Source organism: Arthrobacter sp. zg.Y820 (assembly GCF_030125555.1).
Lineage (GTDB): Bacteria > Actinomycetota > Actinomycetes > Actinomycetales > Micrococcaceae > Arthrobacter_B.
This window is the reverse complement of the sequence record NZ_JASKLX010000009.1, coordinates 174,912-197,800: the sequence shown is the minus strand read 5'-3', so window position 1 is coordinate 197,800 and position 22,889 is coordinate 174,912. Positions and strand designations below refer to the sequence as shown.

At 65.9% G+C, this 22,889-nt stretch carries 26 protein-coding genes, 1 other RNA gene and 1 riboswitch; of the genes, 13 read left to right on the top strand and 14 right to left on the bottom strand.

Annotated features, from left to right (window positions below; genetic code table 11):
* Positions 1-8 precede the first annotated feature (8 nt).
* Together trxB and QNN99_RS09835 are read left to right on the top strand one after the other, a co-directional pair.
* The gene (trxB, locus tag QNN99_RS09840) at positions 9-977 is read left to right on the top strand and encodes a thioredoxin-disulfide reductase (protein WP_229966277.1); all 969 of its coding nucleotides are present in this window, start codon (positions 9-11) and stop codon (positions 975-977) included.
* The gene (locus QNN99_RS09835) at positions 978-2,510 is read left to right on the top strand and encodes an NAD(P)-binding protein (protein ID WP_229966276.1); all 1,533 of its coding nucleotides are present in this window, start codon (positions 978-980) and stop codon (positions 2,508-2,510) included.
* On the opposite strand, the gene QNN99_RS09830 is transcribed toward QNN99_RS09835, so the two are convergent.
* Positions 2,507-3,697 (bottom strand): Nramp family divalent metal transporter, encoded by a 1,191-nt coding sequence (locus QNN99_RS09830; protein WP_229966275.1) that lies wholly within the window; start codon positions 3,695-3,697, stop codon positions 2,507-2,509. The genes QNN99_RS09835 and QNN99_RS09830 overlap by 4 nt on opposite strands.
* 680 nt (positions 3,698-4,377) lie before the next feature.
* Here QNN99_RS09830 and QNN99_RS09825 point away from each other — a divergent pair.
* Positions 4,378-5,877: an HNH endonuclease signature motif containing protein gene (locus QNN99_RS09825; protein ID WP_229966274.1), complete on the top strand. Its 1,500-nt coding sequence runs from the start codon at positions 4,378-4,380 to the stop codon at positions 5,875-5,877.
* Positions 5,878-5,930: 53 nt separating this feature from the next.
* Here QNN99_RS09825 and QNN99_RS17505 read toward each other — a convergent pair whose 3' ends face one another.
* Positions 5,931-6,281: a PLD nuclease N-terminal domain-containing protein gene (locus QNN99_RS17505; protein WP_442860520.1), complete on the bottom strand. Its 351-nt coding sequence runs from the start codon at positions 6,279-6,281 to the stop codon at positions 5,931-5,933.
* Between the two features lie 221 nt (positions 6,282-6,502).
* On the opposite strand from QNN99_RS17505, the gene QNN99_RS09820 reads away from it, so the two are divergent.
* A complete protein-coding gene (locus QNN99_RS09820; RefSeq protein ID WP_229966273.1) occupies positions 6,503-7,036 on the top strand; it encodes a hypothetical protein in 534 nt (177 codons plus the stop codon).
* Between the two features lie 12 nt (positions 7,037-7,048).
* Here QNN99_RS09820 and QNN99_RS09815 read toward each other — a convergent pair whose 3' ends face one another.
* The 3 genes from QNN99_RS09815 to QNN99_RS09805 form a co-directional block, all read right to left on the bottom strand.
* A complete protein-coding gene (locus QNN99_RS09815; RefSeq protein ID WP_229966272.1) occupies positions 7,049-7,417 on the bottom strand; it encodes a DUF1622 domain-containing protein in 369 nt (122 codons plus the stop codon).
* A gap of 155 nt (positions 7,418-7,572) precedes the next feature.
* The gene (locus QNN99_RS09810) at positions 7,573-7,845 is read right to left on the bottom strand and encodes a hypothetical protein (protein WP_229966271.1); all 273 of its coding nucleotides are present in this window, start codon (positions 7,843-7,845) and stop codon (positions 7,573-7,575) included.
* 245 nt (positions 7,846-8,090) lie between these two features.
* Entirely contained in the window at positions 8,091-8,444 is a 354-nt protein-coding gene (locus tag QNN99_RS09805; RefSeq protein ID WP_229966270.1) for a hypothetical protein, read from the bottom strand.
* A gap of 167 nt (positions 8,445-8,611) precedes the next feature.
* Here QNN99_RS09805 and QNN99_RS09800 point away from each other — a divergent pair, with 167 nt between their 5' ends.
* The 3 genes from QNN99_RS09800 to QNN99_RS09790 all read left to right on the top strand — a co-directional run bounded on the left by QNN99_RS09800 (position 8,612) and on the right by QNN99_RS09790 (position 12,252).
* Positions 8,612-9,814 (top strand): MFS transporter, encoded by a 1,203-nt coding sequence (locus QNN99_RS09800; protein WP_229966269.1) that lies wholly within the window; start codon positions 8,612-8,614, stop codon positions 9,812-9,814.
* 135 nt (positions 9,815-9,949) lie between these two features.
* Positions 9,950-10,693: a response regulator transcription factor gene (locus QNN99_RS09795; protein ID WP_229966268.1), complete on the top strand. Its 744-nt coding sequence runs from the start codon at positions 9,950-9,952 to the stop codon at positions 10,691-10,693.
* Positions 10,690-12,252: a sensor histidine kinase gene (locus QNN99_RS09790; protein WP_229966267.1), complete on the top strand. Its 1,563-nt coding sequence runs from the start codon at positions 10,690-10,692 to the stop codon at positions 12,250-12,252. Before QNN99_RS09795 ends, QNN99_RS09790 begins: the two co-directional genes overlap by 4 nt.
* On the opposite strand, the gene QNN99_RS09785 is transcribed toward QNN99_RS09790, so the two are convergent.
* The 4 genes from QNN99_RS09785 to QNN99_RS09770 all read right to left on the bottom strand — a co-directional run bounded on the left by QNN99_RS09785 (position 12,229) and on the right by QNN99_RS09770 (position 15,489).
* Positions 12,229-13,095: a GAP family protein gene (locus QNN99_RS09785; RefSeq protein ID WP_229966266.1), complete on the bottom strand. Its 867-nt coding sequence runs from the start codon at positions 13,093-13,095 to the stop codon at positions 12,229-12,231. The two genes, QNN99_RS09790 and QNN99_RS09785, sit on opposite strands and share 24 nt — an antisense overlap.
* Positions 13,096-13,191: 96 nt before the next feature.
* Positions 13,192-14,658, bottom strand: coding sequence for an amino acid permease (locus QNN99_RS09780; RefSeq protein WP_229966265.1), 1,467 nt, complete (start codon positions 14,656-14,658; stop codon positions 13,192-13,194).
* Positions 14,659-14,785: 127 nt separating this feature from the next.
* Entirely contained in the window at positions 14,786-15,172 is a 387-nt protein-coding gene (locus QNN99_RS09775) for a DMT family transporter (RefSeq protein ID WP_229966264.1), read from the bottom strand.
* Positions 15,173-15,174: 2 nt separating this feature from the next.
* A complete protein-coding gene (locus QNN99_RS09770; protein WP_229966263.1) occupies positions 15,175-15,489 on the bottom strand; it encodes a DMT family transporter in 315 nt (104 codons plus the stop codon).
* A 10-nt stretch (positions 15,490-15,499) separates the two neighbouring features.
* Positions 15,500-15,564: riboswitch (guanidine-III (ykkC-III) riboswitch) on the bottom strand.
* A gap of 114 nt (positions 15,565-15,678) precedes the next feature.
* Between QNN99_RS09770 and QNN99_RS09765 the strand changes: the two genes are divergently transcribed.
* Both QNN99_RS09765 and QNN99_RS09760 read left to right on the top strand, forming a co-directional pair.
* Positions 15,679-16,023: an antibiotic biosynthesis monooxygenase family protein gene (locus QNN99_RS09765; protein WP_229966262.1), complete on the top strand. Its 345-nt coding sequence runs from the start codon at positions 15,679-15,681 to the stop codon at positions 16,021-16,023.
* A 466-nt stretch (positions 16,024-16,489) separates the two neighbouring features.
* On the top strand, positions 16,490-16,795 hold the full coding sequence (locus tag QNN99_RS09760; RefSeq protein ID WP_229966261.1) for a hypothetical protein: 306 nt from the start codon (positions 16,490-16,492) through the stop codon (positions 16,793-16,795).
* Positions 16,796-17,105: 310 nt separating this feature from the next.
* On the opposite strand, the gene QNN99_RS09755 is transcribed toward QNN99_RS09760, so the two are convergent.
* The gene (locus QNN99_RS09755) at positions 17,106-17,714 is read right to left on the bottom strand and encodes an Ltp family lipoprotein (protein ID WP_229966260.1); all 609 of its coding nucleotides are present in this window, start codon (positions 17,712-17,714) and stop codon (positions 17,106-17,108) included.
* A 348-nt stretch (positions 17,715-18,062) separates the two neighbouring features.
* Between QNN99_RS09755 and QNN99_RS09750 the strand changes: the two genes are divergently transcribed.
* On the top strand, positions 18,063-18,350 hold the full coding sequence (locus tag QNN99_RS09750) for an FAD-dependent monooxygenase (protein WP_331461784.1): 288 nt from the start codon (positions 18,063-18,065) through the stop codon (positions 18,348-18,350).
* Positions 18,351-18,444: 94 nt separating this feature from the next.
* Here QNN99_RS09750 and QNN99_RS09745 read toward each other — a convergent pair whose 3' ends face one another.
* Positions 18,445-19,389 carry an SMP-30/gluconolactonase/LRE family protein gene (locus tag QNN99_RS09745; RefSeq protein WP_331461780.1) on the bottom strand — a complete coding sequence of 315 codons (945 nt, stop codon included), beginning with the start codon at positions 19,387-19,389 and terminating at the stop codon, positions 18,445-18,447.
* Positions 19,390-19,574: 185 nt separating this feature from the next.
* Between QNN99_RS09745 and QNN99_RS09740 the strand changes: the two genes are divergently transcribed.
* On the top strand, positions 19,575-19,874 hold the full coding sequence (locus QNN99_RS09740) for a hypothetical protein (RefSeq protein WP_229966259.1): 300 nt from the start codon (positions 19,575-19,577) through the stop codon (positions 19,872-19,874).
* 64 nt (positions 19,875-19,938) lie between these two features.
* Here the strand turns inward: QNN99_RS09740 and QNN99_RS09735 are convergent, their stop codons facing one another.
* Together QNN99_RS09735 and QNN99_RS09730 are read right to left on the bottom strand one after the other, a co-directional pair.
* Positions 19,939-20,361, bottom strand: a complete 423-nt coding sequence (locus tag QNN99_RS09735; protein ID WP_229966258.1) for a VOC family protein — start codon at positions 20,359-20,361, stop codon at positions 19,939-19,941.
* Between the two features lie 59 nt (positions 20,362-20,420).
* A complete protein-coding gene (locus QNN99_RS09730; RefSeq protein WP_229966257.1) occupies positions 20,421-21,173 on the bottom strand; it encodes a nucleoside/nucleotide kinase family protein in 753 nt (250 codons plus the stop codon).
* Between the two features lie 139 nt (positions 21,174-21,312).
* Here QNN99_RS09730 and ssrA point away from each other — a divergent pair.
* Positions 21,313-21,683: a transfer-messenger RNA gene (gene ssrA, locus QNN99_RS09725) on the top strand.
* A gap of 105 nt (positions 21,684-21,788) precedes the next feature.
* Here the strand turns inward: ssrA and QNN99_RS09720 are convergent.
* A complete protein-coding gene (locus tag QNN99_RS09720) occupies positions 21,789-22,145 on the bottom strand; it encodes a nuclear transport factor 2 family protein (protein WP_229966256.1) in 357 nt (118 codons plus the stop codon).
* 79 nt (positions 22,146-22,224) lie between these two features.
* Between QNN99_RS09720 and QNN99_RS09715 the strand changes: the two genes are divergently transcribed.
* The gene (locus QNN99_RS09715; RefSeq protein ID WP_229966255.1) at positions 22,225-22,716 is read left to right on the top strand and encodes a hypothetical protein; all 492 of its coding nucleotides are present in this window, start codon (positions 22,225-22,227) and stop codon (positions 22,714-22,716) included.
* The last annotated feature ends 173 nt before the right edge of the window (positions 22,717-22,889 follow it).

Sequence of the window (22,889 nt, the reverse complement as noted above, 5' to 3'; positions counted from 1 at the left end):
AGCACCTCGTGAGCACTGATCCGGTCATCATCATCGGCTCCGGTCCCGCCGGCTACACCGCGGCAATATACGCCGCGCGCGCCGGTCTGCGGCCCCGCGTCCTGGCGGGTTCGGTGACCGCCGGAGGCGCCCTGATGAACACCACCGAAGTGGAGAATTTTCCCGGCTTTCCCGACGGCATCCAGGGCCCGGACCTGATGGAAAACCTGCGCCGGCAGGCGGAAAAGTTCGGCGCCACCATCCAGTACGACGACGTCGTGTCCCTGCAGCTGGGCGGACACACCAAGCGGGTGACGACCGGCGGCGGGGAGACGTACAAGGCGCGCAGCGTCATTCTGGCCACCGGATCCGCCTACAAGGAACTGGGTCTGCCGGAGGAAAAACGGCTCAACGGCCGCGGCATTTCCTGGTGCGCCACCTGTGACGGGTTCTTCTTCCGGGACCGGGACGTTCTGGTGGTCGGCGGCGGGGATTCAGCCATGGAGGAGGCCCTGTTCCTGAGCCGGTTCGGCAAAACCGTCACCGTGATCGTCCGCCGCGGAGAGCTGCGGGCCTCACGGATCATGGCGCTGCGGGCGAAAAGCCACGACAAAATCCGGTTCGAGTGGAACAGCGAGGTCACCGCCGTTCATGGCACCGACAAGGTCACCGGCGTAACCCTGACCGACACGGTCACCGGGGACAAGCGCGAGCTCCGCGCCGACGGCCTGTTTGTCGCCATCGGCCATGTGCCGCGCACCGAACTGCTGCACGGGCAGGTGGAGCTGGATGCGGAGGGCTACATCACCGTTGCCGTTCCCACCACCGCCACCACTGCCGACGGCGTTTTTGCGTGCGGCGATGCCGTGGACCACCGCTACCGCCAGGCCATCACCGCTGCCGGCACCGGCTGCGCCGCAGCCCTCGACGCCGAACGCTATCTGGCCGCCCTGGAAGACGCCGACAGCATCGCCACCGCACTAGTAGAAGGAAAATAAATGTCTGAACGAATTCCTGAGTCCGCCGACCTGCCCGTTGCCGTGATCGGCGCCGGGCCAATCGGCCTCGCCGCTGCGGCGCACCTGCTGGAGAACGGTCTGACTCCGCTGATCTTTGAAGCCGGAGACCAGCCCGCCGCCGCCGTGCGGGACTGGGGCCATGTGCAGCTGTTCTCGCCGTGGCAGTACAACGTGGACGCCGCTGCGCGCCGGCTGCTCGAGGCCCACGGCTGGCAGGCACCGGATCCGGCGGTATTGCCCACCGGCACCGAGCTGGTCGAGCAGTATGTGGAACCGCTGGCACGCACGGCTCCGATTGCAGCAGCCCTGCACCCCAGCTCGCGTGTGCTCGCCGTCAGCCGCGCCGGCCTGGACCGCACCCGAACCGCCGGCCGGGATGCCGCGCCCTTCCTTCTCCGGGTGCAGGCCGCCGACGGCAGCATCACCGACCACCTGGCCCGCGCCGTCGTCGACGCCTCCGGCACCTGGAGCCAGCCGAATCCGCTGGGGCAGGCCGGTCTTCCGGCCCTCGGCGAGCAGGACGCACGGCAGCTGATTTCCCGCCCCCTGCCCGACGTCACCGGCCGCGACCGGGACCGTTTCGCCGGCCGCCGTGTCCTGGTGGTGGGCGCCGGGCATTCCGCGGCCAACACGCTGCTGTCCCTGGCCGACCTGGCCGAAAGCGCACCGGACACCCGCATCCTGTGGGCCATCCGCGGCGCCGACGCCACGCGGCTGTACGGCGGGGGAGACCTGGACGGGCTGCCGGCACGGGGTGCCCTCGGATCCCGGCTGCGGGATCTGGTCCGGTCGGGCCGGATCGAACTGCACACCTCCTTCACCCTCACCGCGCTGAAGGCGGCGGATTCGCTGCTGGTCACCGGGTCAACGCCCGACGGCGAAACCTCCCTGGAAGTCGACGTCCTGATCCCGGCCACCGGCTTCCGGCCCGAGCTGGAACTGCTGCGCGAAATCCGGCTGGATCTGGATCCTGCTGTGGAAGCGCCCCGCGCCCTGGGACCGCTGATTGACCCGGAATTCCACAGCTGCGGCACGGTGCCGCCGCACGGAGCCCGGGTGCTGGCCCATCCGGAGAAGGACTTCTACATTGTCGGCATGAAGTCCTACGGCCGGGCGCCCACCTTCCTGCTGGCCACCGGCTACGAGCAGGTCCGGTCCGTTGCTGCCGCTCTGGCGGGCAACTGGGTTGCTGCTGACCAGCTCGAGCTGGAGCTTCCGGAGACCGGCGTCTGTTCCACCGATCTTGGCGGGGGCGGCTGCGACACTGAGGTCTCGGCGTCGTCGTGCTGCGAAACCGAAGCCGAGCCGGCGCCGGCAGCGGCAGCGTCGTCGTGCTGCGAAACCGAGACCGAGCCGGCGGCTTCGGCGTCGTCGTGCTGCGAAGCCCCGGCGGCGGGACCACAGCCGGTCTCGCTTGGTTTCGCCACCGGGAGTGCTCACGGACGTTCGGGGGAATCCGGCTCCGGATCCTCCGGCGCTCCGGGATCTCCCGGCACAGGCGGCTGCTGCTAGGCGCCGCTGACGGTCAGCACCAGCAGCGTGATGTTCAGCCCCACCAGAAGCAGTGCAATCACCACGCCCAGCGCCGTCGTCCACCAGCGGTTGCAGTGCACGCCCATCAGGTCCTTGCGGGAGGTCAGCCAGACCAGCGGAATCAGGGCAAACGGGATGCCGAAGGACAGGATGACCTGGCTCAGGACCAGCGCCCAGGTGGGGTCGATGCCTGCCGCAAGGATCAGCAGGGCCGGAATCAGGGTGACCAGGCGTCGCAGCAGCATCGGAATCCGGATCTTCAGCAGCCCCTGCATGATCTCCGCGCCGGCATAGGCGCCCACCGACGTCGAGGCCAGGCCGGAGGCAAGGAGTCCCACCGCAAAGAGGGTCGCTACGACGCCGCCCAGCGAGGCAGCGATGGCGGCGTGCGCGCCCTCCAACGTGTCGGTGCCCTCGACCCCCTGCAGCGAACTCGCCGCCAGCAGCAGGATTGCCAGGTTCACCGTTCCGGCCACTGCCAGGGCAATGGTGACATCCCACCGCGTGGCCCTGATCAGCATGGGTGTGGTCAGGCTGGCGCTGCGGTCCGGGAAGCGGTCCCGGGTCAGTGCGGAATGCGCGTAAATGGCGTGCGGCATGACGGTGGCGCCAAGAATGGAAGCGGCAAGCAGTACGGATTCGCTGCCCTCAAAGCGGGGGACCAGGCCGTTTGCCAGGGCACCGGCGTCGGGCGGTGCAATAACGACGCCGGCGGTAAACCCGACGGCGATGATCGCCATCATGGAAATGATGACGTATTCGAAGGTCCGGTGCCGCCCGCTGCCCTGCAGCGCCAGCACGGCCAAGGAAATTGAGCCGGTGATGACGCCGCCGAGCAGCAGCGGCAGGTCGAACAGCAGCCAGAGGGCCACTGCTCCGCCGATGACTTCGGCGACGTCGGTAGCCATCGCCACCAGTTCCGCCTGGAGCCAGTAGAGCCGGCGCGCGGATTTGCGGCCGATCCTTTCACCCAGAAGTTCGGGCAGGGACCTGCCGGTGACCAGTCCCAGCTTGGCTGAGAGGTATTGGATGAGCCACGCCATGGTGTTCGCCGCAACCACAACCCACACCAGCAGGTAGCCGAAGCGGGCTCCTGCGGTCATGTTGCTGGCGACGTTGCCGGGATCCAGATAGGCGACCCCGGCTACCAGTGCCGGGCCAAGCATCCAGAGCAGGCGTTTGGGCGCAGGCGGTGATGCCGGCGGTGGGGAACCCGCTGGTGGGCGTCCCGCCGGTTCGGATCCCCCTGGCTGGAGGAGGGGCGTCTTGCGGCTCATACCAGCAACCTAGCACGGAAGTTCGGGCGACCGAAGATAAGTTAGCGGTGTCTCGAAAAAGGGGAGCCAAGTCTTGACCTATGGGACCTGGGGAGCCGGGGAAGGTCGTGGGGTGTGGTCTGGGGGAGGGGTCTGGGTCTCCGGGCTGGACGCGCGGAAGAGGAAATGCTCGACATGAAGGGGCGTAGGTAGTCCGTTGAAAAAGACAGGTATTTGCGGGTCACCAAATCGTCCTGTTTGGGACTGTTTTAGGCCTTTTCCAACCCGGAAATGTCAGTGCCGGGTGAAAGTCTGAAGTCATGGATCGGAACGGATCTTCGACCGGGACTCCCGGCACTGGCGGTGAGGCTGCAGCTTGCAGTCGGTTCGTCTTTGTCGCCGAGCCTGGGGTGGCCGGCACTGATCCTGCTGCCGGTGCCGGGGTTGATCCTGTTGCTGGCGACGGGGCTGACGTTCAAGGATCCGGTGGCTCTCCAGTTCCTTCATCCTCTGTTGGTTCTGTCCATTCCCCTGAGGCGTCTGGCGCCGGTTACCGGGACGGGTTTACCGGGTTCCTGACCCTGCAGAACGTGGAGTCGTTGACCGAGGAGCAAACCGGGACGGTGTTGGCCCGGCTCAATCATTTGTCGCGGTGGGTGCAGGCGCAGCAGGCTCGGGTCCTGTCCCGGTTGCAGACCGTTTACGAGGACGAGACGCTATCCGTTACCGGGTTGCGGGATGCGGAGATGGCGTTCAGTCTCGCTGCGGAGGAAGCCGCGACCATTCTGGGGGTGCCTGCCGGTACTGGAAAGGCGTTGATGAGTCAGGCCGGTGATCTCTGCACCAGGAACACGGCCACGCTGCAGGCGTTGGAGGCCGGACAGATCAGTTACGGGCACGTGGAGACCCTGGTGGAGCAGTGTGTGGGAGTGGTGCCGGCGGAGCTGCCCGGGTTCGAGGCGGAGTTGCTGGGTCTGGCGGCGGGTCAGACCAGAACCCAGTTTCGGGTGAAGGCTCACCGGTTGCGGGAGCAGTACTATCCGGAAACCATTGTGCAGCGGCAGTTGACGGCGTTTGAGCAGCGGATGGTGTGGGTGCGGCCGGAGCCGGACGGGATGTCCTGGCTCTCGGCGTTGCTGCCTGCCGAGAAAGCCCAAGCGATTTTTACTCAGCTTAGTGTTGCGGCCCGGGGTGAGCAGGCCGCCGGAGACACGCGCACGGTGGATCAGTTGCGCACGGACATTCTGACGGACTTACTCGGCGGCCACGACCATGAATGCGGTGATGCCGACGGCGCCGGTCGAGGGGCCGGAAAGGGCAGGAAGGGCAAGGGCCTCGGCAAGAATTCCGGTTCCGGGAAGGGGTCCGGGTCCTGCCGGATTGGTCATGGTCCCCGGGCTCGGACGGAGATCCTGGTGGTGATCAACGCCGAAACCCTCTTCGGTGCCGATGATCAGCCGGCGGAACTGAACGGGTACGGACCGATCAGTCCCGTAACGGCTCGGCGGATGGCCCGCGAGGCCATGAAATGGACACCGGTGGAACGCGATCCGGACACCGAAGAGATCCTGCGCGTGGGAAAGCGACGAAAGGTTCCCGACGGATTGAAACGGGTCCTGCGGGTGCGGGACGGAACCTGCCGGTTCCCGGGGTGCCGGACCAATGCGGTGATTTCCGAGATCGACCACACCAAACCGTGGGCGCAGGGCGGGCCGACAGATCATGACAACCTGGAGCATTTGTGCCGGCGGCATCACATGTTCAAAACCGAAGGGTTCTGGAAAGCCAGGCAGCCTCGTCCCGGGGTGATTGAGTGGACCTCACCGGGCGGCAGGTGTTACCGGACCGAACCGCAACTGAGCCTGTCCCGGGAAACCGGTGAGGGCTCTCAGGAAACCTGTGATGGTGCCAGCGGACTGCAAACGGGTATCAAGGCGAATGGTGGCCAGGCGAATCGCGGAGGCAACGCAACGGGCATTGATTCATCACCTGCCAATGATGCCGGTGGTCCAAGCGCCCCCGGCGATTCGAGTGCTCCAAGTGCTCCAGATGATCCGGATGGCTACGGAGACAATCCGCCGCCCTTCTAGGTTCGTCCGGAATGCCCCAATGCTCCAGTCTCATGATCCTTACCCTCTGTACTTCAAGCCTGGATACCACCACTGTCCCGGCCGTCCTGAGGGGATGGCAAAGAAGATGACGGAGAAGAGGTGGCATCCACTCGATCGGAAGTCTCTTTGCCTAGGGTCATCGTGTGGCCATCTCCGTCCGGCTGCCGGACAGCAGCGCGGGCTTCGTCCCGACCGGCCGTATTGTGCCGATGTGAAGCGGCCAGCCACAGGATGGCCCCTGCCACGGGAAGGACAACAACCGTTGCCGCCCACACAGGACGGGAAGAAGACGGGACCCAGCCGGAATTGGCAATGCTAAAGAGCGCACCGACAGCCAGAGTCACATATAAAACCAGTGACGTGGCCACCAGGGGAACCCACATCAGGTATTCGACAGGCATAACCAAACCTTGCGCTTTCATCATGAACAGAGAAGCAATTAGCAATGAACGGAGAACGGCCATCGGCTGGAAATCGACGCCATTCCAGAATATGTATCAGCACCACTGTCGCGCCTCATCCCATGTGATGACTTCGGATCCGGTTGTCTCCTGACCGCGTAGTCGGTCGCGGTGAGACTCCGGGAGAACCCTAGGCTGGAACCATGAGCACCCCGTCACCAGTACAGTCACCGGCCGGCCTTCCTCGCGCGGCAAGCCTCTTCCGCGCCGTTTCAGCAGCACTGAGCATCCCCATGGCCCTTCTGATCCCGCTGTGGATTACGGCAGGGCGCACCCTTTTCGGTATCGAGGGCAATCTGGTCGCGATCTTCGCGGCAACGGCAGGACCGCTTCTGGCCGTGCTGATGCTGGTGTCAGCCGTACGAATCACCGTGTCCGCAACCCGATACCAAAACTTTGGAGCGCCGCTGCGGACGTCATTCCTGCTGCTGGCCGTTTGGGCTGCCGGTGGCGCCTTCGGCTTTCTGGTGCCCGACGTCGGCGGCTCACCCGGGCGGACCGGTTCAGTAATGTCTGCACTGCTGGGAGAAGAGGCAGCGGGAATTTCCGCCGCTCTGGCCAATCCCGCGGGCATTCTCACCCTGGGCCTGACCGTGTCGCTGGTTGTGGTGTCGCTCCGGGAGGGAGCGCAGCTCGAGGGAGAGAGGCGCAAGCGTGCAGCTGTTCTCCGCCACTGATTCCGGCTGCTCTCACTCCAGGGGAGGCGCAGAAGCGACGCCGCTGCGCTGTTCCCAGGGGAGTCTGCCCGTGACCTCAAGCTGCAGGGTGTAGCTGAGGAAGGTTCGGATGAGGACGATCAGGGCGAGCACACCCAGCGATTCAAAGGTGGGAGTCACAGCCACGGTGCGGATGATGTCCGCGGCAACGAGCAGCTCCAGGCCCAGGAGGATGGACCGGCCCAGCTGTTGCCGATAGGGCTCATAAACGGGCTGTCCGGTGCGCCGAAGGAGAGCGCGCACCGCGGAGACGCTCGCGATGACGGCCCCCGCAATGATGACCGCAACACCGGCCAGATCAACGATTTCCCCGGCTTCCTCGATGATGCCCTTGAAATCCATCTCCGTGCTCCGCTCCCGGACCGCCGTTGGGTTCAGCCGGGCGCTCCGCCCTATCTCCATAAGCCCTGCGGGTCTTGTCCCTGTCAAGGGAAAGGCGTCCGGGAACCGCGTCAGGATCCGGCACCAAAAAGCGGACCTAAGAAAAGCCCGCGCTCCTAGGCTGCGACGGGAATGCGGGGAGCGGGGTTGGCCGGATAGTAGAAGGACCAGTCGTCGTACGGGTCCTGCCACGACGATTCATCCCGGCGGATGCGCTGCACCGCTTCGGCAGGAACCCAGCGGTTGTGGGCGCGGCCGCTGTCGTCGATCCAGTGCAGCAGCACCGACGTGCGCGTCCAGGCAGCAGCCTTGCCGTCAATGACCGACGGCGGCGTCCGGCACCGGATGTACGGCTCGCGGCGGTACGGAGCATGCGTGACTGTCGGCACTGTCGGCGACGGACCCGCAGCCGGCCTGGCGGAAGGTCTGGGCCCGGTAAGCGCCGCACGACGAAGCGGCTGAAGGGCGGGCGCCGGCGGGGAAGGTGAAGCGACGGGAGTCATGGGAACCACCATGCCGCCCGGCACTGACACTTTGGTCCGAGCCGCCCCGGCGGGATGCGCACTCACCCGGCAGTCCGCAGACCATCCGGCCATTCAGCAGCCCGCAGACCATCCGGCGCGGGAAGCTCAGATCAGGAAGCCAGATCCCGCCATTTTGCTGCGGCCTTGTTGGACAGAGCGGCACTGTGGTCGGCGACCCGGCGCGGCACCATGCGGATGACGGGCGCCAGCTCGGAGAGACCGTGACGGACGGCGTCCCCCGAGGGGATTTCGGTGCCGGCGGGGCGGTTGACAACCATGTAGAACACGGAAACCCCGGCCACCAGCAGCGAAATGAGGGTTACGACGCCGAGGCCGTAAAGAGCCAGCAGCGCGTAGAAAGGGGACTCGAAGAGACTGGCGATGAAATCGGCACTGCCCAGCAGCAGCCATAGCCAAAACACGGCAACGAGGACAAACATGGTCCGCCCGCGACGGAAGAGCATGGCGGATTTCTTCCGCGCAAAAGGCATTGCTTGAGACTCGCCCATTTCTACTCCCCCAGCTACCAGACCCACCCAGCAGGTCCCCAAGCAGATAATAGCTCCTTTATGAACGAACAATGTTCACCGGTGCGCCAGAATGTACTGTGTCGTTGCGAGAAGGGTGAAACTTGAACAATAAATCCGGTCCGGGCCTGCTGTTTGTGCTTGTCTGCGCCATGGGTGCCGGACCGGTCATGAACTACGGGCTGAGCGCCACGAGCACCCTGATCATTTCCGATTTTGGCATCAGCGAGGCGCAGTTCGGGTTGCTGGCGACGGTCTGTTTCCTCAGCGCGGCTCTGTCCGCCATATCGCTTGGGCGGCTCAGCGACAGGATTTCCGGACGTGCCCAGCTCCTGCTGATCTTCGGCGGAACGGCGCTGGCCCTCGTTCTGATGGCGGTGTCCCGGAATTACGTGTGGCTTCTGGTGGCCGTGGCCCTGTCCGGGCCGGCGCAGGCAATCTCCAATCCGACCACCAACCGGGTGATCACGCACCACGTCGAGCCGGCCCGGCGGCCCGGCTGGCTGGGCATTAAGCAGTCAGGTGTGCAGGCCAGCCAGCTGTTTTCCAGCCTCTTTTTCCCTGCTGCTGCACTGCTGGCCGGCTGGCGGGGCTCAGCCGCCGGCGCCGCCGTCGTCATGGGAGCACTGCTGCTCTACTCATGGAACAAACTTCCGGCTGATCCGCCGCGGCTGCCCGCGGGCGGGCCGACCGCCGTCGTCGGGCGGCAACCCTTTCCACCCACCGTGTGGCTCCTGGCCGGATTTGCTCTGTTGTCCGGAGCAGGAATGCAGGCCACCAACGTCTACCTGCCGTTGTTCGCCCAGCGCGAGGTGGGCTTTTCCCTCCTGCTGGCGGGTGCGGCAGCCGCCGCGGCGGGGGTCGTGGGCGTGGCTTCCCGCATTCTCTGGGGCCGCCGCATGGCCCGGGGAACTGCCGTGCCGGTCCTGCTGGCGACGCTGGCCGTGGGGGCGATCGGCGGTGCCGGGCTGCTGCTGGCGGCGGGGCAGACCGGTTGGCCGGTGCTGCTGTGGAGCGGCGTCGTTCTGCACGGAGCCACGGTGCTGGGTGTGAATGTTGTGGTCATGGCAGCGGTTCTGCGCGAGGTGGCGCCCGAGCGTGTCGGTGCCGCCTCGGGCGTTGTGTCCCTGGGCATGTACGCGGGCTTCGCCGCGGGACCGTTGGCCATGGGCCTGCTGCTGCAGTATTCGGGCGGGTTCCTCGCCGGGTGGATCTTCGTGGCCGGCGGTTACCTGCTGTGCGTGGTGCTGGCCCTCGTTTTGCACCGGATGAGGCTGAATGCGCGGACTCCCGCGGGAATCTCCTAGGCCAATAACTTCAGGTCATCCACAGCCGGTTCACAGCAGCAGGACAGGCTCCGGCCAGCACCTGCCTGCAGGATGGAACCTGTTTGTTTATGCTGGGACCAACCCCCTCCGGGCGGACCGATAGGAAAACCAAACATGTCCGAGGCCCCTGGCTCCTTCGTGGGTAACCTTCCCAAGCTCTCGCACCCCGACGGCACTCCGATCCGCGCCCTCGTGGTTGACGACGAGCCCAACCTCGCCGAGCTGATCAGCATGGGTTTGCGCATGGCCGGCTGGCAGGTGGTGACGGCGGCGGACGGACGCGAGGCGGTGGAAACCGCCCGCGACTTCCGTCCCGATGTGCTGGTCCTTGATGTCATGCTGCCCGAGTTTGACGGAGTCGAGGCGCTGGTGAAGATCCGCAGATTCGCTCCCGATGTGCCCGCACTGTTCCTCACCGCCAAAGACTCCGTTGAGGACCGCATCACCGGACTATCGGCCGGCGGGGACGACTACGTCACCAAGCCCTTCAGCATGGAGGAAGTGCTGCTGCGGCTGCACCGGCTGGTCCAGCGCTCCGGAGTCACCGCCGTCGACACCGCCGAGCTCGTGGTCGGTGACCTGACGCTGAACCTGGACACCCGCGAAGTGACCCGGGCCGGCCAGGAAATCCAGCTGACCGCCACCGAATTCGCCCTGCTGACCTTCCTGATGGAGAACCCCCGCCGGGTCATCAGCAAAACGCAGATCCTGAACCGGGTCTGGGACTACGATTTCGGCGGCCAGGCGAGCATCGTCGAGCTGTACATTTCGTACCTGCGCAAAAAGATCGACGCCGACCGCGAACCAATGATCCACACCGTGCGGGGAGCCGGATACGTGCTCAGACCTGCCGGATGAGCAACGCCGCTCCGCACCGCGACGGCACGGGCGGCCGCCCGGTCCTCCAGAGGCTGCACGGCTGGCGGCTGCGCACCAAGCTCCTGCTGGCCACACTGGGCCTGCTCACGCTGACCTGCTGCACTATCGGCTTTCTCAGCCACGCTGTCATGAACGTCTTCCTGGTGCAGCAACTGGACGAGACCCTGCTGGAGGCCTCGGACCGTGCCGTGAACTTTCCCCTGCCGCCCGGAGGAACGCCGCCGTCGCCCGACGACGGCAACCTGCCCGACCCGCTGGATGTCCCGGGCCAGGGCGGACCGGGAATGCTCGATGTCCGGTATTACGGAAACACGGCCTTCAGCAACGGGGTGACGCTCGACGACGGCACCCGGCAGGCGCTGTCCGCCGACGACGTCGAAGTCCTCGCCGCACTGCCGGCGGACCGCGTTCCGGTGTCCGCCGAACTGTCCTTCGGCGAGTACCGGCTGGTGTCCCAGCCGCAGCCGGCGACCGGGAGCGTGGTGGTCTCCGGAATGCCGCTGGCAGCCACCAAAAACACGCTGCTCGGGCTGGGACTCACCATCGCCGCGGTGTCCCTGCTCGGCCTGGCACTGACCGCCGTCCTGGGTTATCTGATCATCCGGCGCAGCCTGCGCCCGCTGGAGGAAGTGGCGGCCGTCGCCACCAGCGTTTCCCGGCTGCCGCTGGACGTGGGCGACGTCGCGCTGGCCGAACGGGTGCCGCAGAACCTCGCCGATTCCCAAACGGAGGTTGGAAGCGTGGGGCTGGCCTTCAACAAGATGCTGGACAACGTTGCCCATGCCCTGAAAGTGCGCCAGCGCAGCGAACTGCAGATCCGCCAGTTCGTCGCCGACGCCAGCCATGAACTGCGCACACCCCTGACTTCCATCCGCGGCTACACCGAAATGGTTCGTCTCACCGAACACCTCAGCCCGGAGGGCACCCAATCGCTGGGCCGGGTGGAAGCCGAGTCCCGGCGCATGGCCGGCCTCGTTGACGACCTGCTGCTCCTGGCCCGGCTCGACGAAGGGCGGCAGGAGATCCGCAGCGAAGTGGACCTCACGCGCCTGCTGGTCGAGACCGTAAGTGACGCCCGAATTGCCGCCCGGGACCACCACTGGCGCATCGAGCTGCCGGAGGAGCCCGTTACGGTAACGGGTGATCCCGGGCAGCTGCGTCAGGTTTTCATCAACCTGGTCACCAACGCCCATGTGCACACGCCTCCCGGCACCACGGTGGATGTGTCGCTGGTCCGGGACGGCGGCGACGCGGTGCTCAGGGTCGCTGACACCGGTGCCGGAATCCCGGCGGACTTTCAGGAGCGGATCTTCTCGCGCTTCGCCCGCCGCGACACCTCGCGTTCGGAGCGGACCGGGTCTTCCGGGCTGGGACTGGCCATCGTGGATGCCATCGTGGCCGCCCACCACGGAACCATTACGTTGGAAAGCGTGCCGGGAGACACCGTTTTCACTGTCCGGCTGCCCGTGCGGCCAGCATCCGAAGACATCGTGCAGCCGGGGCGGGAACCGGACTCATCCACCGAAGTTCAGGACTGAACCTGCGGTGTTGACGATGAGGAGGACCCCGAGGATTCCGGTGATCCAGGACAGTGTGTTGGTGGAAGTCCGGCTCAGGAAGCCGTCCAACTTCTTCAGCATCGGATCCACCCGCCGGGACGCGGTGAAGCGCGCAATCAGGAGCACGAGAGCCGGCGCGACCATGAGCACGCAGTATGCCGCGAGAACGGCGCCGGTCAGCGGCCATTGCAGGCCGGAGGCGCTGAGCAGGCCGATGGCCGCCAGATACGGCACCATGGTGGCGAGCTCGATCGTCGTGGCACCCAGAGCCAAACCGATCAGGGCCGCCGCACCCCCGCTGCCCCGGGTCTCGGAGCCCACGGCCTTGTGCCGCCACCGGGCGAGCCGGCCCGAGGCCGGAGCGCCCGCGGAGGATTCGGCGAGGTCGGTGCCTGCAGCTTCGTCCATGCCGGCCGTCCCGGCGGCTCCGGTGCCTGTTCCTTCGGTGCCTGTTCTGCCGGTTCCTGAGGCTCCGTGGCCGGTATGCTGCACCGAACCCCGGGCTGCCTTCTCCCGCTTTGCCTGCGCCTCGAGCCGGAAGCTCCAGGCCAGCAGGGCTATGCCGGCGGCCAGCAGGAACACCGAAAACCCGCGTGATTCAAAGAGGCCGGAGAAGTTCTCCACAACAAGCTCGGCACCGAACAGGATCGCCAGGCCAACTCCGAAATAGAAAACGGCCACCGTTCCCAGGAACAGCAGTATCCGGCCGGGCCGCAACCGGCCCGGCGCCAGCAGCAGCCAGACCGGAATGAGCAGCGTGCCGAAACTCGTGGAGTCCACGAGCGCGAGAACAGCCAAAGCACCGAAAAGTGTGGGATCCATGGCACCAACAGTAAAGGTCGGGGGCACCGCCGTCGTCGGCCAAAAGGAGGACTCGGCAGGCGGCGGTCGTTCGAAGGGACCGCGGCGCGGGCTGCGCTAGGCGGGTTCCGGGGCCGACGGCGGCTGGGCATGCCGCGGGCTGGAGGGGTTCAGCAGTGAATGACGCCGTCCGTAGAACCAGTAGATGAGGAGGCCGATCACGAGCCAGACACCGAAGCGCAGCCAGGTTTCCCAGTGCAGCTGCAGCATGAGGAATCCGGAGGAGAGGACACCGAACGCCGGGATCCACGGCATCAGCGGCAGGCGGAACTCCCGGGGCGCATCCGGCTCGCGCCGTCGCAGAGCGATGACTGCGATGCAGACCACCACAAATGCGGCGAGAATGCCGATGTTCGTCAGGTCAGCCACGGCGCGGATCGGGAAGACCCCCGCCAGCAGGGCGGACGTGATGCCGGCGATCCAGGTCACCCGCTGCGGAGTGCCGTGCCGGTCAGTAACTGAGAACCAGCCCGGAAGCAGCCCGTCGCGGCTCATGGAGAACCAGACCCGGGTGACTCCGAGCAGAAAGGTGAGCATGACGGTCAGGATGGACAGCACAGCGAACGCCGAAATGACCGTCGCAATGACGGGCAGGCCGACGGTTTGGAAGGCCGAAGCGAACCCCGCGGTGGGGCTGATTTCGGTGTAGTTCTGCATGCCGGTCAGCACCAGTGTGGCCAGGACATAGAGCACCATGGCCACTGCCAGCGACAGCAGGATCGCCTTGGGCATGTGCTTCTTGCCGTCAGTGGCTTCCTCCGCCGCCGTGCTCATGGCGTCATAACCGAACACCGCGAAGAACACCGTTGCGGCTCCGGCGAAGACCGCCCCAAAACCGTTGGGGAGGAACGGCACGTAGTTCTCGGTGTTCACGAAAAAGAACCCCAGGCCAATAATGAAGAGAATCAGCAGCACTTTCAGGGCCACGGCCACGAGTTCGAACCGGCCGAAGGTTTTGGTTCCCCGGCTCAGGATCCAGGTGATGAAAAGGCAGACCAGCAGGGCGGGAAGGTTGATCAGGCCGCCCTCGACGGTGTCGCCGGTGCCCTGCATCCACGCCGGAACCTCAACGCTGATTCCGGCCATGAACTCGGTGAAGTAGCCGGAGATGCCAATGGCCACCACCGCAACAATGGCCGTGTATTCCAGCAGCAGGTCCCAGCCGATGAACCAGCCGATGATCTCGCCCAGGGCCACGTAGCCGTAGGTGTAGGCGGAGCCGGCGCGCGGGACCAAGCCGGCGAATTCCGCATAGGAGAGTGCCGCTGCGGCGCTCGCCAGCCCGGCGATCAGGAAGGAAATGAGCACACCGGGCCCGGCGCCGGGTGCCTCACCGCCTCCGTTGGCCACCAGGCCGGCCAGGGTGAAGATGCCGACGCCGATGATGCCGCCGACGCCGATGGCAGTCAGCTGCAACAGGCCAAGGCTCTTGAAGAGTTTGTTGCCGGATTTCTCATCGTCCACCTCGTTGACGGGCTTGCGCCGGAAGAGGGATGAGGAAGATGAGCTTTCTGCCGTGGCCATGGAAGGCTCCGATCGTTGCAGCCGATACCGCGGGCGCCGAAAACCGTAAATTCGGACACTCAGAGCAGTATCGTCCCGTCGGAATCCAGTGAAAAGACCGGCCGGAAAGACGGGCGCGCAGGAGCAGCTATTCAGCGGTTTCGGACGGCCCTGCGGGTATTTCGCCGTCGGAGCCGGCGGGCTCCCGTGCCGCCGGCGGGGCATCCGTGAACTTCAGGCCCACCACGCAGCCGATGATTCCGGCGAGGAAAAGGATCTTCAGCAGTTCCGGCTGCTCGCCGCCGGACACCATGGCGTACACGACCGTAAGCACTGCGCCCAGCCCGGTCCACACGGCGTAGGCCGTGGAGATGGGAATGGAGTTCATGGCGTAGGAGAGACCGACCATGGAGGCAATGCCGGCGGCGAGAAAGATCAGCGACGGCGCCAGCAGGGTGAACCCCGCGGAGGCGTCCAGTGCTGTGGCCCAGACGGCTTCCAGCACGGCACTGAGGAGCAGGATGATCCACGGCATGGTCAGGCCACCAACTTCAGGCCGACAACGCAGCCCACGATGCCCAGCAACAGCAGGACCTTCAGCACCGTGGCTCTTTCGCCGCCGAAAAGCATGGCGTAGGCGGCGGTGAGGACGGCGCCGATTCCCACCCATACGGCGTAGGCGGTTCCTACCGGGATGGACTGCATGGCGAAGGCGAGGCCGGCCATGCTCAAAATGATGCCGGCGCCGAAGATGACCGTTGGCCAGCGCCGGCGGAAGTTCTCCGACTTACCCAGCGCCGTCGCCCAGACGGCCTCCAACATGCCGGAGAGAACAAGAATGACCCATGCCATGACAGATTCCTTTGGCCAGTCTTGTCGCTGTCCGGGTACTGATCCGTCGTCCGGAGACCGGCATCCGGTCTTGGCCTCCCACGGTAGCAAATCCGGAGCGGCCCGGCACCCGGCACATGGCACCCGCCAAACGTCCGGCTGATGGTGTTTCGAAAACTGAGCATTTCGGAAATTGAGCATAATGGGCCCATGACCATTATCAAGATCAACGCAATCACTGTCCCCGCCGATTCCGGCGACGAGCTCGCCCACCGGTTCGCGGCGCGGGCCGGCGCCGTCGACGGGCAGGACGGCTTCGAGGGGTTCGAACTGCTGCAGCCCACCGATGAACGGACCACCTGGCTGGTCGTCACGCGCTGGCGTGACGAGAAGTCGTTCCAGGACTGGGTGTCGTCCAAGAACTTTGCGCACGGACACGGTGCAGCAGCAGCCGGTGACGGTGACTCGGCGGGGACCCGGCCCAAGCCCGTTGGTTTGAGTGCTGACCTGTGGAGCTACCGGACGGCCGGAGGCAGCACCGGAACCGCGGAGTGAGCGCTTCCTCTTGAGGAATACCCGCCCGGCGGGACACTCTGGTGGCGACGGGGCGGGAGCAGACGGAGGATTCTCATGAAGATTGAGCACGCCGCCGCTGCGGGCGGTATCGCTCATTTTCTGATCCGCGGATGAGGATGGTGACCACATCGGTAACGGTGGTGATGTTCTTGACCGTGCGGGCACCGATGAGGCGCATGTAGCGCTGCAGGAGATAGGTAGTTCAGCCCCGCTCATCTGCTCGGAACTCTTCGCGGGAAATACGGTCCCCGGAAAGCGACCGCGGATGTCATCCACAGGCGACAGAAGTGACGCCCCTCGCCCGATGTCCGGATCAGGACGGTTTCATAGCGTCGAAGTATGAAAGAGGTCCCCGAAAACAACATCGCTGACAGCACCGCCCGGCGTGAAGTGGTAGCTCGCCGCGGGGCTGGGCGCCGTCGCGCTGCTCCGGCCCCTGGTCCGGATGACGGGCCTTGAGAACCAGATTCCGTCGGGCCTCTGGCTGCTGACGGCGCTGATCAGCCTGGCCTGGATCGGCGTCGTCGGTCTGGGCCGGGTTCCCCGGCCGGTGCTGACCCTGACGCTGGCCGGTCTCGCCTACGGCCTGCACATCATTTCGTTCAGCGCCGTGGTGTCGACGGTTCTGACCGGGACTGTGCAGGGGCCGCTGGCGATGCCGATCGCCGTCGTCCCAATCCTCATCATGAACGGCCTGTGGGGATTGCTGGCCGCGGCCGTTCGGCGCCTGCTGAGGGGGAGGACGAGATGACACGCAGTGCAGCCCTTCTTCCAACCCGTCGGCAGGTCCTGGCCGGAGCAGCGGCGTTCTACTGCTCACGGCCTGTGACGGTATGTTCCGGGGCACTCAACCGGAGACCGTGCAGTTCACGGCACCGCTGGCCATCCCGCCCCTGGCGGCGCCCGGCCTGGGGGAGGACGGCCCCCGCAGCTTCAACCTGCCCTCGAGGGAGGGGTCCACCCGGGGAAAGCACCAACCTGCCCGGAACCCGCGTATCCCTAGCGGCCAAGAGGTTTAGGGCCGCTTCCTCTCAGGAAACCGGGCAGGTGGCTTATGGGGCTTAGACGTTCAGGTTCACGCGCCAGCGGGTCTTCTGGGCCTGATAGAGCGGAATCTCCTTGCGGGGCTTGATGGTCAGTTTCTTCCCGAGCCAGAACAAGGGGCGGCCCTTGGGCTGCTTGGTGATCGCGCGGTAGAGCAGCTGCACCCAGACGCCCAGAAAAATGTCCAGGACATATCCCATCAGCGGGAAGATGCAAAGCGCCACGCGGGCCACGGTGCGGGTCAGGGTGCGGCGGCCTGGCACCGGCTGCGCTGCGCCTGCTGCGTGGCCCTGTGCCACTGCTGCGGCGATAGCTGCGGGGTCCACATAGGGCTGGGCGGGATAGCCCTGCTGCGGCGGGTAGGGGGCCTGCTGCTTCTTGCTCATGGTTGCTTGTCCTTCCTGTGTAGTGGGGGCGTAGTTGGTGGGGGGGTATTTCAGCTGCGAAACGCCGTAGTCTGCCTCTGCCTCGGTGTAGTCATAGTCATACATGTCCATGAGTTCTTCACGGATTTTCGCCGGGGACCACGCCAGATCGTCCAGCATCTGCTGGGCCTTCTCCGCAGCGGCGCGGTGGCCTGCCGGGACCTTCTGGGCCTGCTCAGTAGGCTTAGGCCTGGCGGTCACGGTCACGGTGGGGCCTGGTTCAGGCGTGCAGTCGGTCGGTGCGGGCATGCATGCCGTCAAACCAGTCAGGGCCTAGCACTGCCGCCGCGATGTACTTGGTGTTGCGCGTCAAGGTAGCTTTCCTTCCTTGCTGCCGGACTAGTCCAGTTTACCGTCCAGCCATTCGTCCACGTTGTAGTCAATCAGTGCGTCTGCAAGGGCGTCAGCGTCCCGTTCCTCGGCGGCCAGTACCTCGGTAATCACGATCTGCAGAGCGCAATCAGGGCAGACGGGGACCATCAATCTCAGCCGGCGTGACGGAGACGTGGGGGCCCGGGCGCCTGTTCGGCATCACCCCGCTGGACCGCCATAACACCAACTGGTTCGCCTGCATCCGCTCGGAGAACCCTGTGGACTACCGCGAGCTGTTCGACATGCCGCGTTTGCCCTCCTACGTCTTCGGAAGGACGGCGCTGCTGGGGGGATGCCGCCCACGGCATGGCGCCAAACCTGGGGCGGGGTGCCTGTGAGGCGCTGCTCGACGCGATAGCGCTGGTGGGAGCCTTGGCGGAGGCGTCCGACGTCGTTTCCGCCCTGCATGCCTACGAACCCGGTCGCCGCCCCCGGGGAGGATGGTGCGCGCGGCACGGTTTCTGACCGGGCCAGCACGGCCAAACGCTTCACCGCAGCCCGCGACCTCGCGGTGTCCGCCGCCGCACGGTTCAGCTAACTGCTGCTCCTAACGGCGGCCCTAACGGCGGCTGCCGCCCCGAAGTGCGGCGGCCGCACCGGTTACCCGGGTGCGGATCCGGTAAAGGCTGGTTGAAGCCGTCAGGTAGAGGGTGCGTCCGTCGTCGCCGCCGAAACAGAGGTTGCTGACGGTTTCCGGCACCGGGATCCGCAGGATCTGGACCCCGTCCGGGGAATAAACGCGCACCGCATCCTGCGAAGAGGTCCAGATATTTCCGTGGACGTCCACACGGAAGCCGTCCGGCACGCCGGGATCCACCTCGGCAAAAATCCTTCCGTTCCGGGCGAAGCGGCCCGCCACGACGTCATAGGCGTGAATGGCGTGGCCGTGCAGGCGCTCGCCGCCGTCCATGGCCGGTGTGCCGCGCGAGGTGTCCGAGACGTACAGGACTGATTCGTCGGGAGAAAACGCCAAGCCGTTGGGGACCTCCACGTCAACGACTGCCGGCGTCAGCTCGCCGCTGGACGGATCGAAGCGGAAGACATAGCGGTCACCGTATTCCTCGCGGCCCAGGTGGCCCTCGCTCTCCTTTTGGATTCCGTAGGACGGATCGGTGAACCAGATGGTGCCGTCGGACTTCACCACCACGTCATTGGGTGAATTCAGCCGCCGGCCGTTGTACGAGTCCACCAGGGTGCTCACGGCGGGGACGGCGTCGTCCGCGGTGCCGGTGTCCCGCTCAATCGCCCGCCGGCCGTGCGAGCACTGGACGACGGCGCCGTCGAGGTCCAGGGCGCGGCCGTTGGGAAACTCGGCGTCGGAGGCATAGACCTCCAAAACGCCGGTGGCTTCCCGGTACTCCAGGATCCGGTTTCCCGGTATGTCACTGAAACGCACGGCCGACCGGGCCGGAATCCAGACCGGCCCCTCGGCCCAGGCGGCGCCGGCGGCCACCCTTTCCAGCGTGGCATCATCAGCGAGCAGAGTTCCCGGCGTCATCGTCATGCGTAGTCCTAACGGTGGAAGTGGGCGTAAGAAGAGGAGAAGCTTCGCCCCAGCTTAGACGCTGCCGGGCGCGCCATTCCTTCGCGTTCTGCGCACCGATCCACCGGTCCGGATCTGTCCGTCGCGGGGGATAGGGTGGTGTTTGTTCACGACCTTCGTGCCCCAGCCTTTAGGAGAAATCAACAGTGAGTGCACTTCTGACGTCCCTCGTTTCCAGCGCAGGCCTTATCGGCGGTTACAAGACCGCCCGGGACACCGGCAACCGCCAGCTGGGCGGAGCGGTACTGGCTGCCGCTGGCGCAGCAGCCTTCACCATGTGGAAGCGCGACGCCGGAACCGGCACGGCTGTGGCCCTGACAGCCGGCTACGTGGCTGCCTTCGGGTTGTCCCACCCGCTGGCCAAGAAGCTCGGTGCCTGGCCGGCCGTCTACACCGTCACCGCCGTTACCGCCGCGGCCGCCCTCATTTTCGGACGCCGCCGCTAGGAAACGCCGTGGGTCCGGGCGTCCACGGCGGCGGGGTACCGGCCTGCCGCCGCGGGCCGGTCCGTCAGCTTTCGTCCCCGCCGGCGCTGATGTTGACCATCCAGTTCACGCCGAACCTGTCAGTGCACATGCCAAAGCTGTCGCCCCACGGGGCCACTTCCAGCGGTTCAGTGATGCTGCCGCCCTCGATCAGCCGCTCCCAATAGCCGTTCAGTTCGGACTCGTTGTCCCCGTTGAGCGAAAGCGTGAAGCTGCTGTTGTCGCCCAGCGGCATGCTGCTGGGAACGTCAGCGGCCATGAGGACCATCCCGCTGGGCGTCCGCAACGCCGAGTGCATGATCTTGTCCCGATCGGCCGGATCCTCGGCGGCGTCGAACTCGGCAAATGTGCTGGTGTTGAGCTCACCGCCGAAGATCGACTGGTAGAACTCCATGGCTGGTTTAGCGCTGTCCCGGAAGGACAGGTACGGGTTCAGTTCGCTGTTCATGGCTGCTCCTGGGATGGCCGGGAAATGATGGGGGATGGCCGGGAAATGATGGAACCAAATTATCCACCCCTTGGCGGAGCGGAAAAAGAGTGGCCGGCGGCCCGGCCCGCGTCGGCAAGCCGGACTACGACGTCGGCCCGGCGGGCGTGGCGCCGGATGATGCGCGCGTTGGCTTCGTCGCTGCCCAACGCCCACTTGCGGGCCTCCGCCCGTGACTTGCCGAACCGTGCGTGGCGGCGAATCAGGCGCTCCCGGCGGACGGCGGCGTCCGCTGCCAGATACCAAACCTCATCCATTGCCGCCCGGGCGCGCGGCCAGGAACTGTTGGGCAGCAGCAGATAGTTGCCCTCCGTGACCACCAGCGGAACGGTGTGCGGAATGGAAATTGCAGACCCGATCGATTCCTCCAGGTCACGCCGAAAATCAGGGGCAAAAATTACCGGTTCGTCCGCCAGCTGGAAGCGCAGACGCTGCAGCAGCGCCGCGTAACCGCCGTCGTCGAACGTGTCCGGCGCTCCTTTGCGCCCGTGGCGGCCCAGGTCCCGCAGGATGCTGTTGGCCAGATGAAACCCGTCCATCGGCACCAAGACGGCGATGTCCGGTCCCAGCGCCTTCACGAGTTGCGCGGCAACGGTGGATTTGCCGGCTCCGGGCGCCCCCGTGATGCCCAGGATCCGGCGGGTGCCGCCGACCGCCAACGTCCGTGCCCGGCTGATCAGTTCGGCGGCGGTGGTCAGCTCCGGCGGGGCGGTGCCGACAGTGTTGGTGCCGGCAGCGTTTCCGGGATCCTCGGCGGGCCGTGAGATGTCCATTGGGACATTGTCCTGCAGATTGGTCCGCAGCAGCAGATGCCTCGGCCGGAGCGGGAATCATCGCGGCGCGGTGCGCGTTATTCTGTGTGGACGCCGGGAACGGCGGCCTTGTAAATGAACGGCCTTGGCAACTGAATACGGGGATGATCGGTTTCGACGGTGTTTGCCGCGACAGGGGAAGCGGGCCGAGGATGCAGAGTTATCTCGTAAACGCTCTCTGCAAAAAAATAAGTGCCAAACCTATGCGCACTGACTTCGCCCTTGCTGCCTAAGCAGTAAGGCACAGTCCGTCAGCCCGGAGTTGCTCTCGCTCCGGATCCTGGCGTCATTTAGAGGGCCACTGCTGAACATGCCCGCCGTTGGCGTGTTCGGGACTCCTTAACGGCTGGGCCCGGATCAGCCGCACGTCTGTACGACGGCTGGGGCCAAGAAAATCCGACGCAGACTGCGCCCGGAGAAGCCCTTTCAACACAACATCGGACGGGGGTTCGATTCCCCCCATCTCCACGACCGGCACCTGCCGGAATTCGAAGGCCTGCCCGTACCCGGGCGGGCCTTCGGCGTTCTGCGCAGCCCTGGGGTTCGTGCCGGAGCGCTCGCCGGACGGACTCCGGCCTACTGGAACTCCAGCGGAATCACTGTTCCCTGGTGGTAGCGCAGCCGGAGCGCAGGGGCCGACGTGTCCCACACCGACGCGTGCCGGCTCTGGCGGGTGCCCGCGCGCAGCCGGTAGGTGACAAGAACGAGGTCCGGAGCGAGGTCCGCGAAGGCCCATTCATCCGCTTCCGGCGTTGGACGCCTGTCTTCGCGGCTCAGGGCTCTAATGACTTCCCCGCGGGTCCACCTGCGCCCGGAACGCCCAACTTCCACAAACTCCGGATGCAGCAGTTCTCCCACCCGCTCTGCATTGCTCCGCGTCGTCGAGGCGAGAAGTTCCAATTCGGCGGTTTTAATCTTGGAGTGCACGCTCATGCTTTCAGTGTGCCCGATCCTGCCGCTGATCTCTTACGCTGGATTCCAATCAGCCCAAACCGGACAGGGGAGGTCAACCATGGCAGGCCGCGGACGGATGCTGCTCAAGGCGGCAGGTACGGGGACAGTGGCGGGGCTGGCAGGCGTGGCGGTGATGACGGCCGGCGAAAAGGTGGAGCAGCTGGTCACGTCCCGGCCCAATTCGTATGTGCCGGCCCGCACGCTGCTGACACTGCTGGGCCAAAAGCCCGACGACGGCGCCCGCCCGCCTGTGTGGAATCACGCCATGCACTGGGGCACCGGCGCGGTGCTTGGTGCGCTGCGGGGTGTCTGGTCAGTCACCGGCATCCGCGGACCGGTGGCCAACAGCACCCACACCGTGGTGCGGCTGGCCACGGATCAGACCTTGGAAAATGCCACGGGCGTCGGCGCTCCTCCGGCCTCCTGGCCGACAGATGAAACCGTGGTGGATGTCGTGCATAAAACGGTGTATTCGTGGGTGACCGGATCTTTGTGCGATGCCTGGATACCACCGCTGCTGGAATCCAGGCGGGGAACCGCCAGCCGCTGACCCCGGTTATCCCGTATTCCCGCAAGCAGGGCGGCGCGGCGTTTTAGATGCATAGCCGCAGGCTACCGGGCCTGTGCAAGGGCCGGCGCCGCCCGTTAGCGCTGCATCCTTTCGCAACCAGGTCCGGCTCCCTAGGCTGGTTGTGGGGGTTAACTCCGAGCGATCAAAGGACC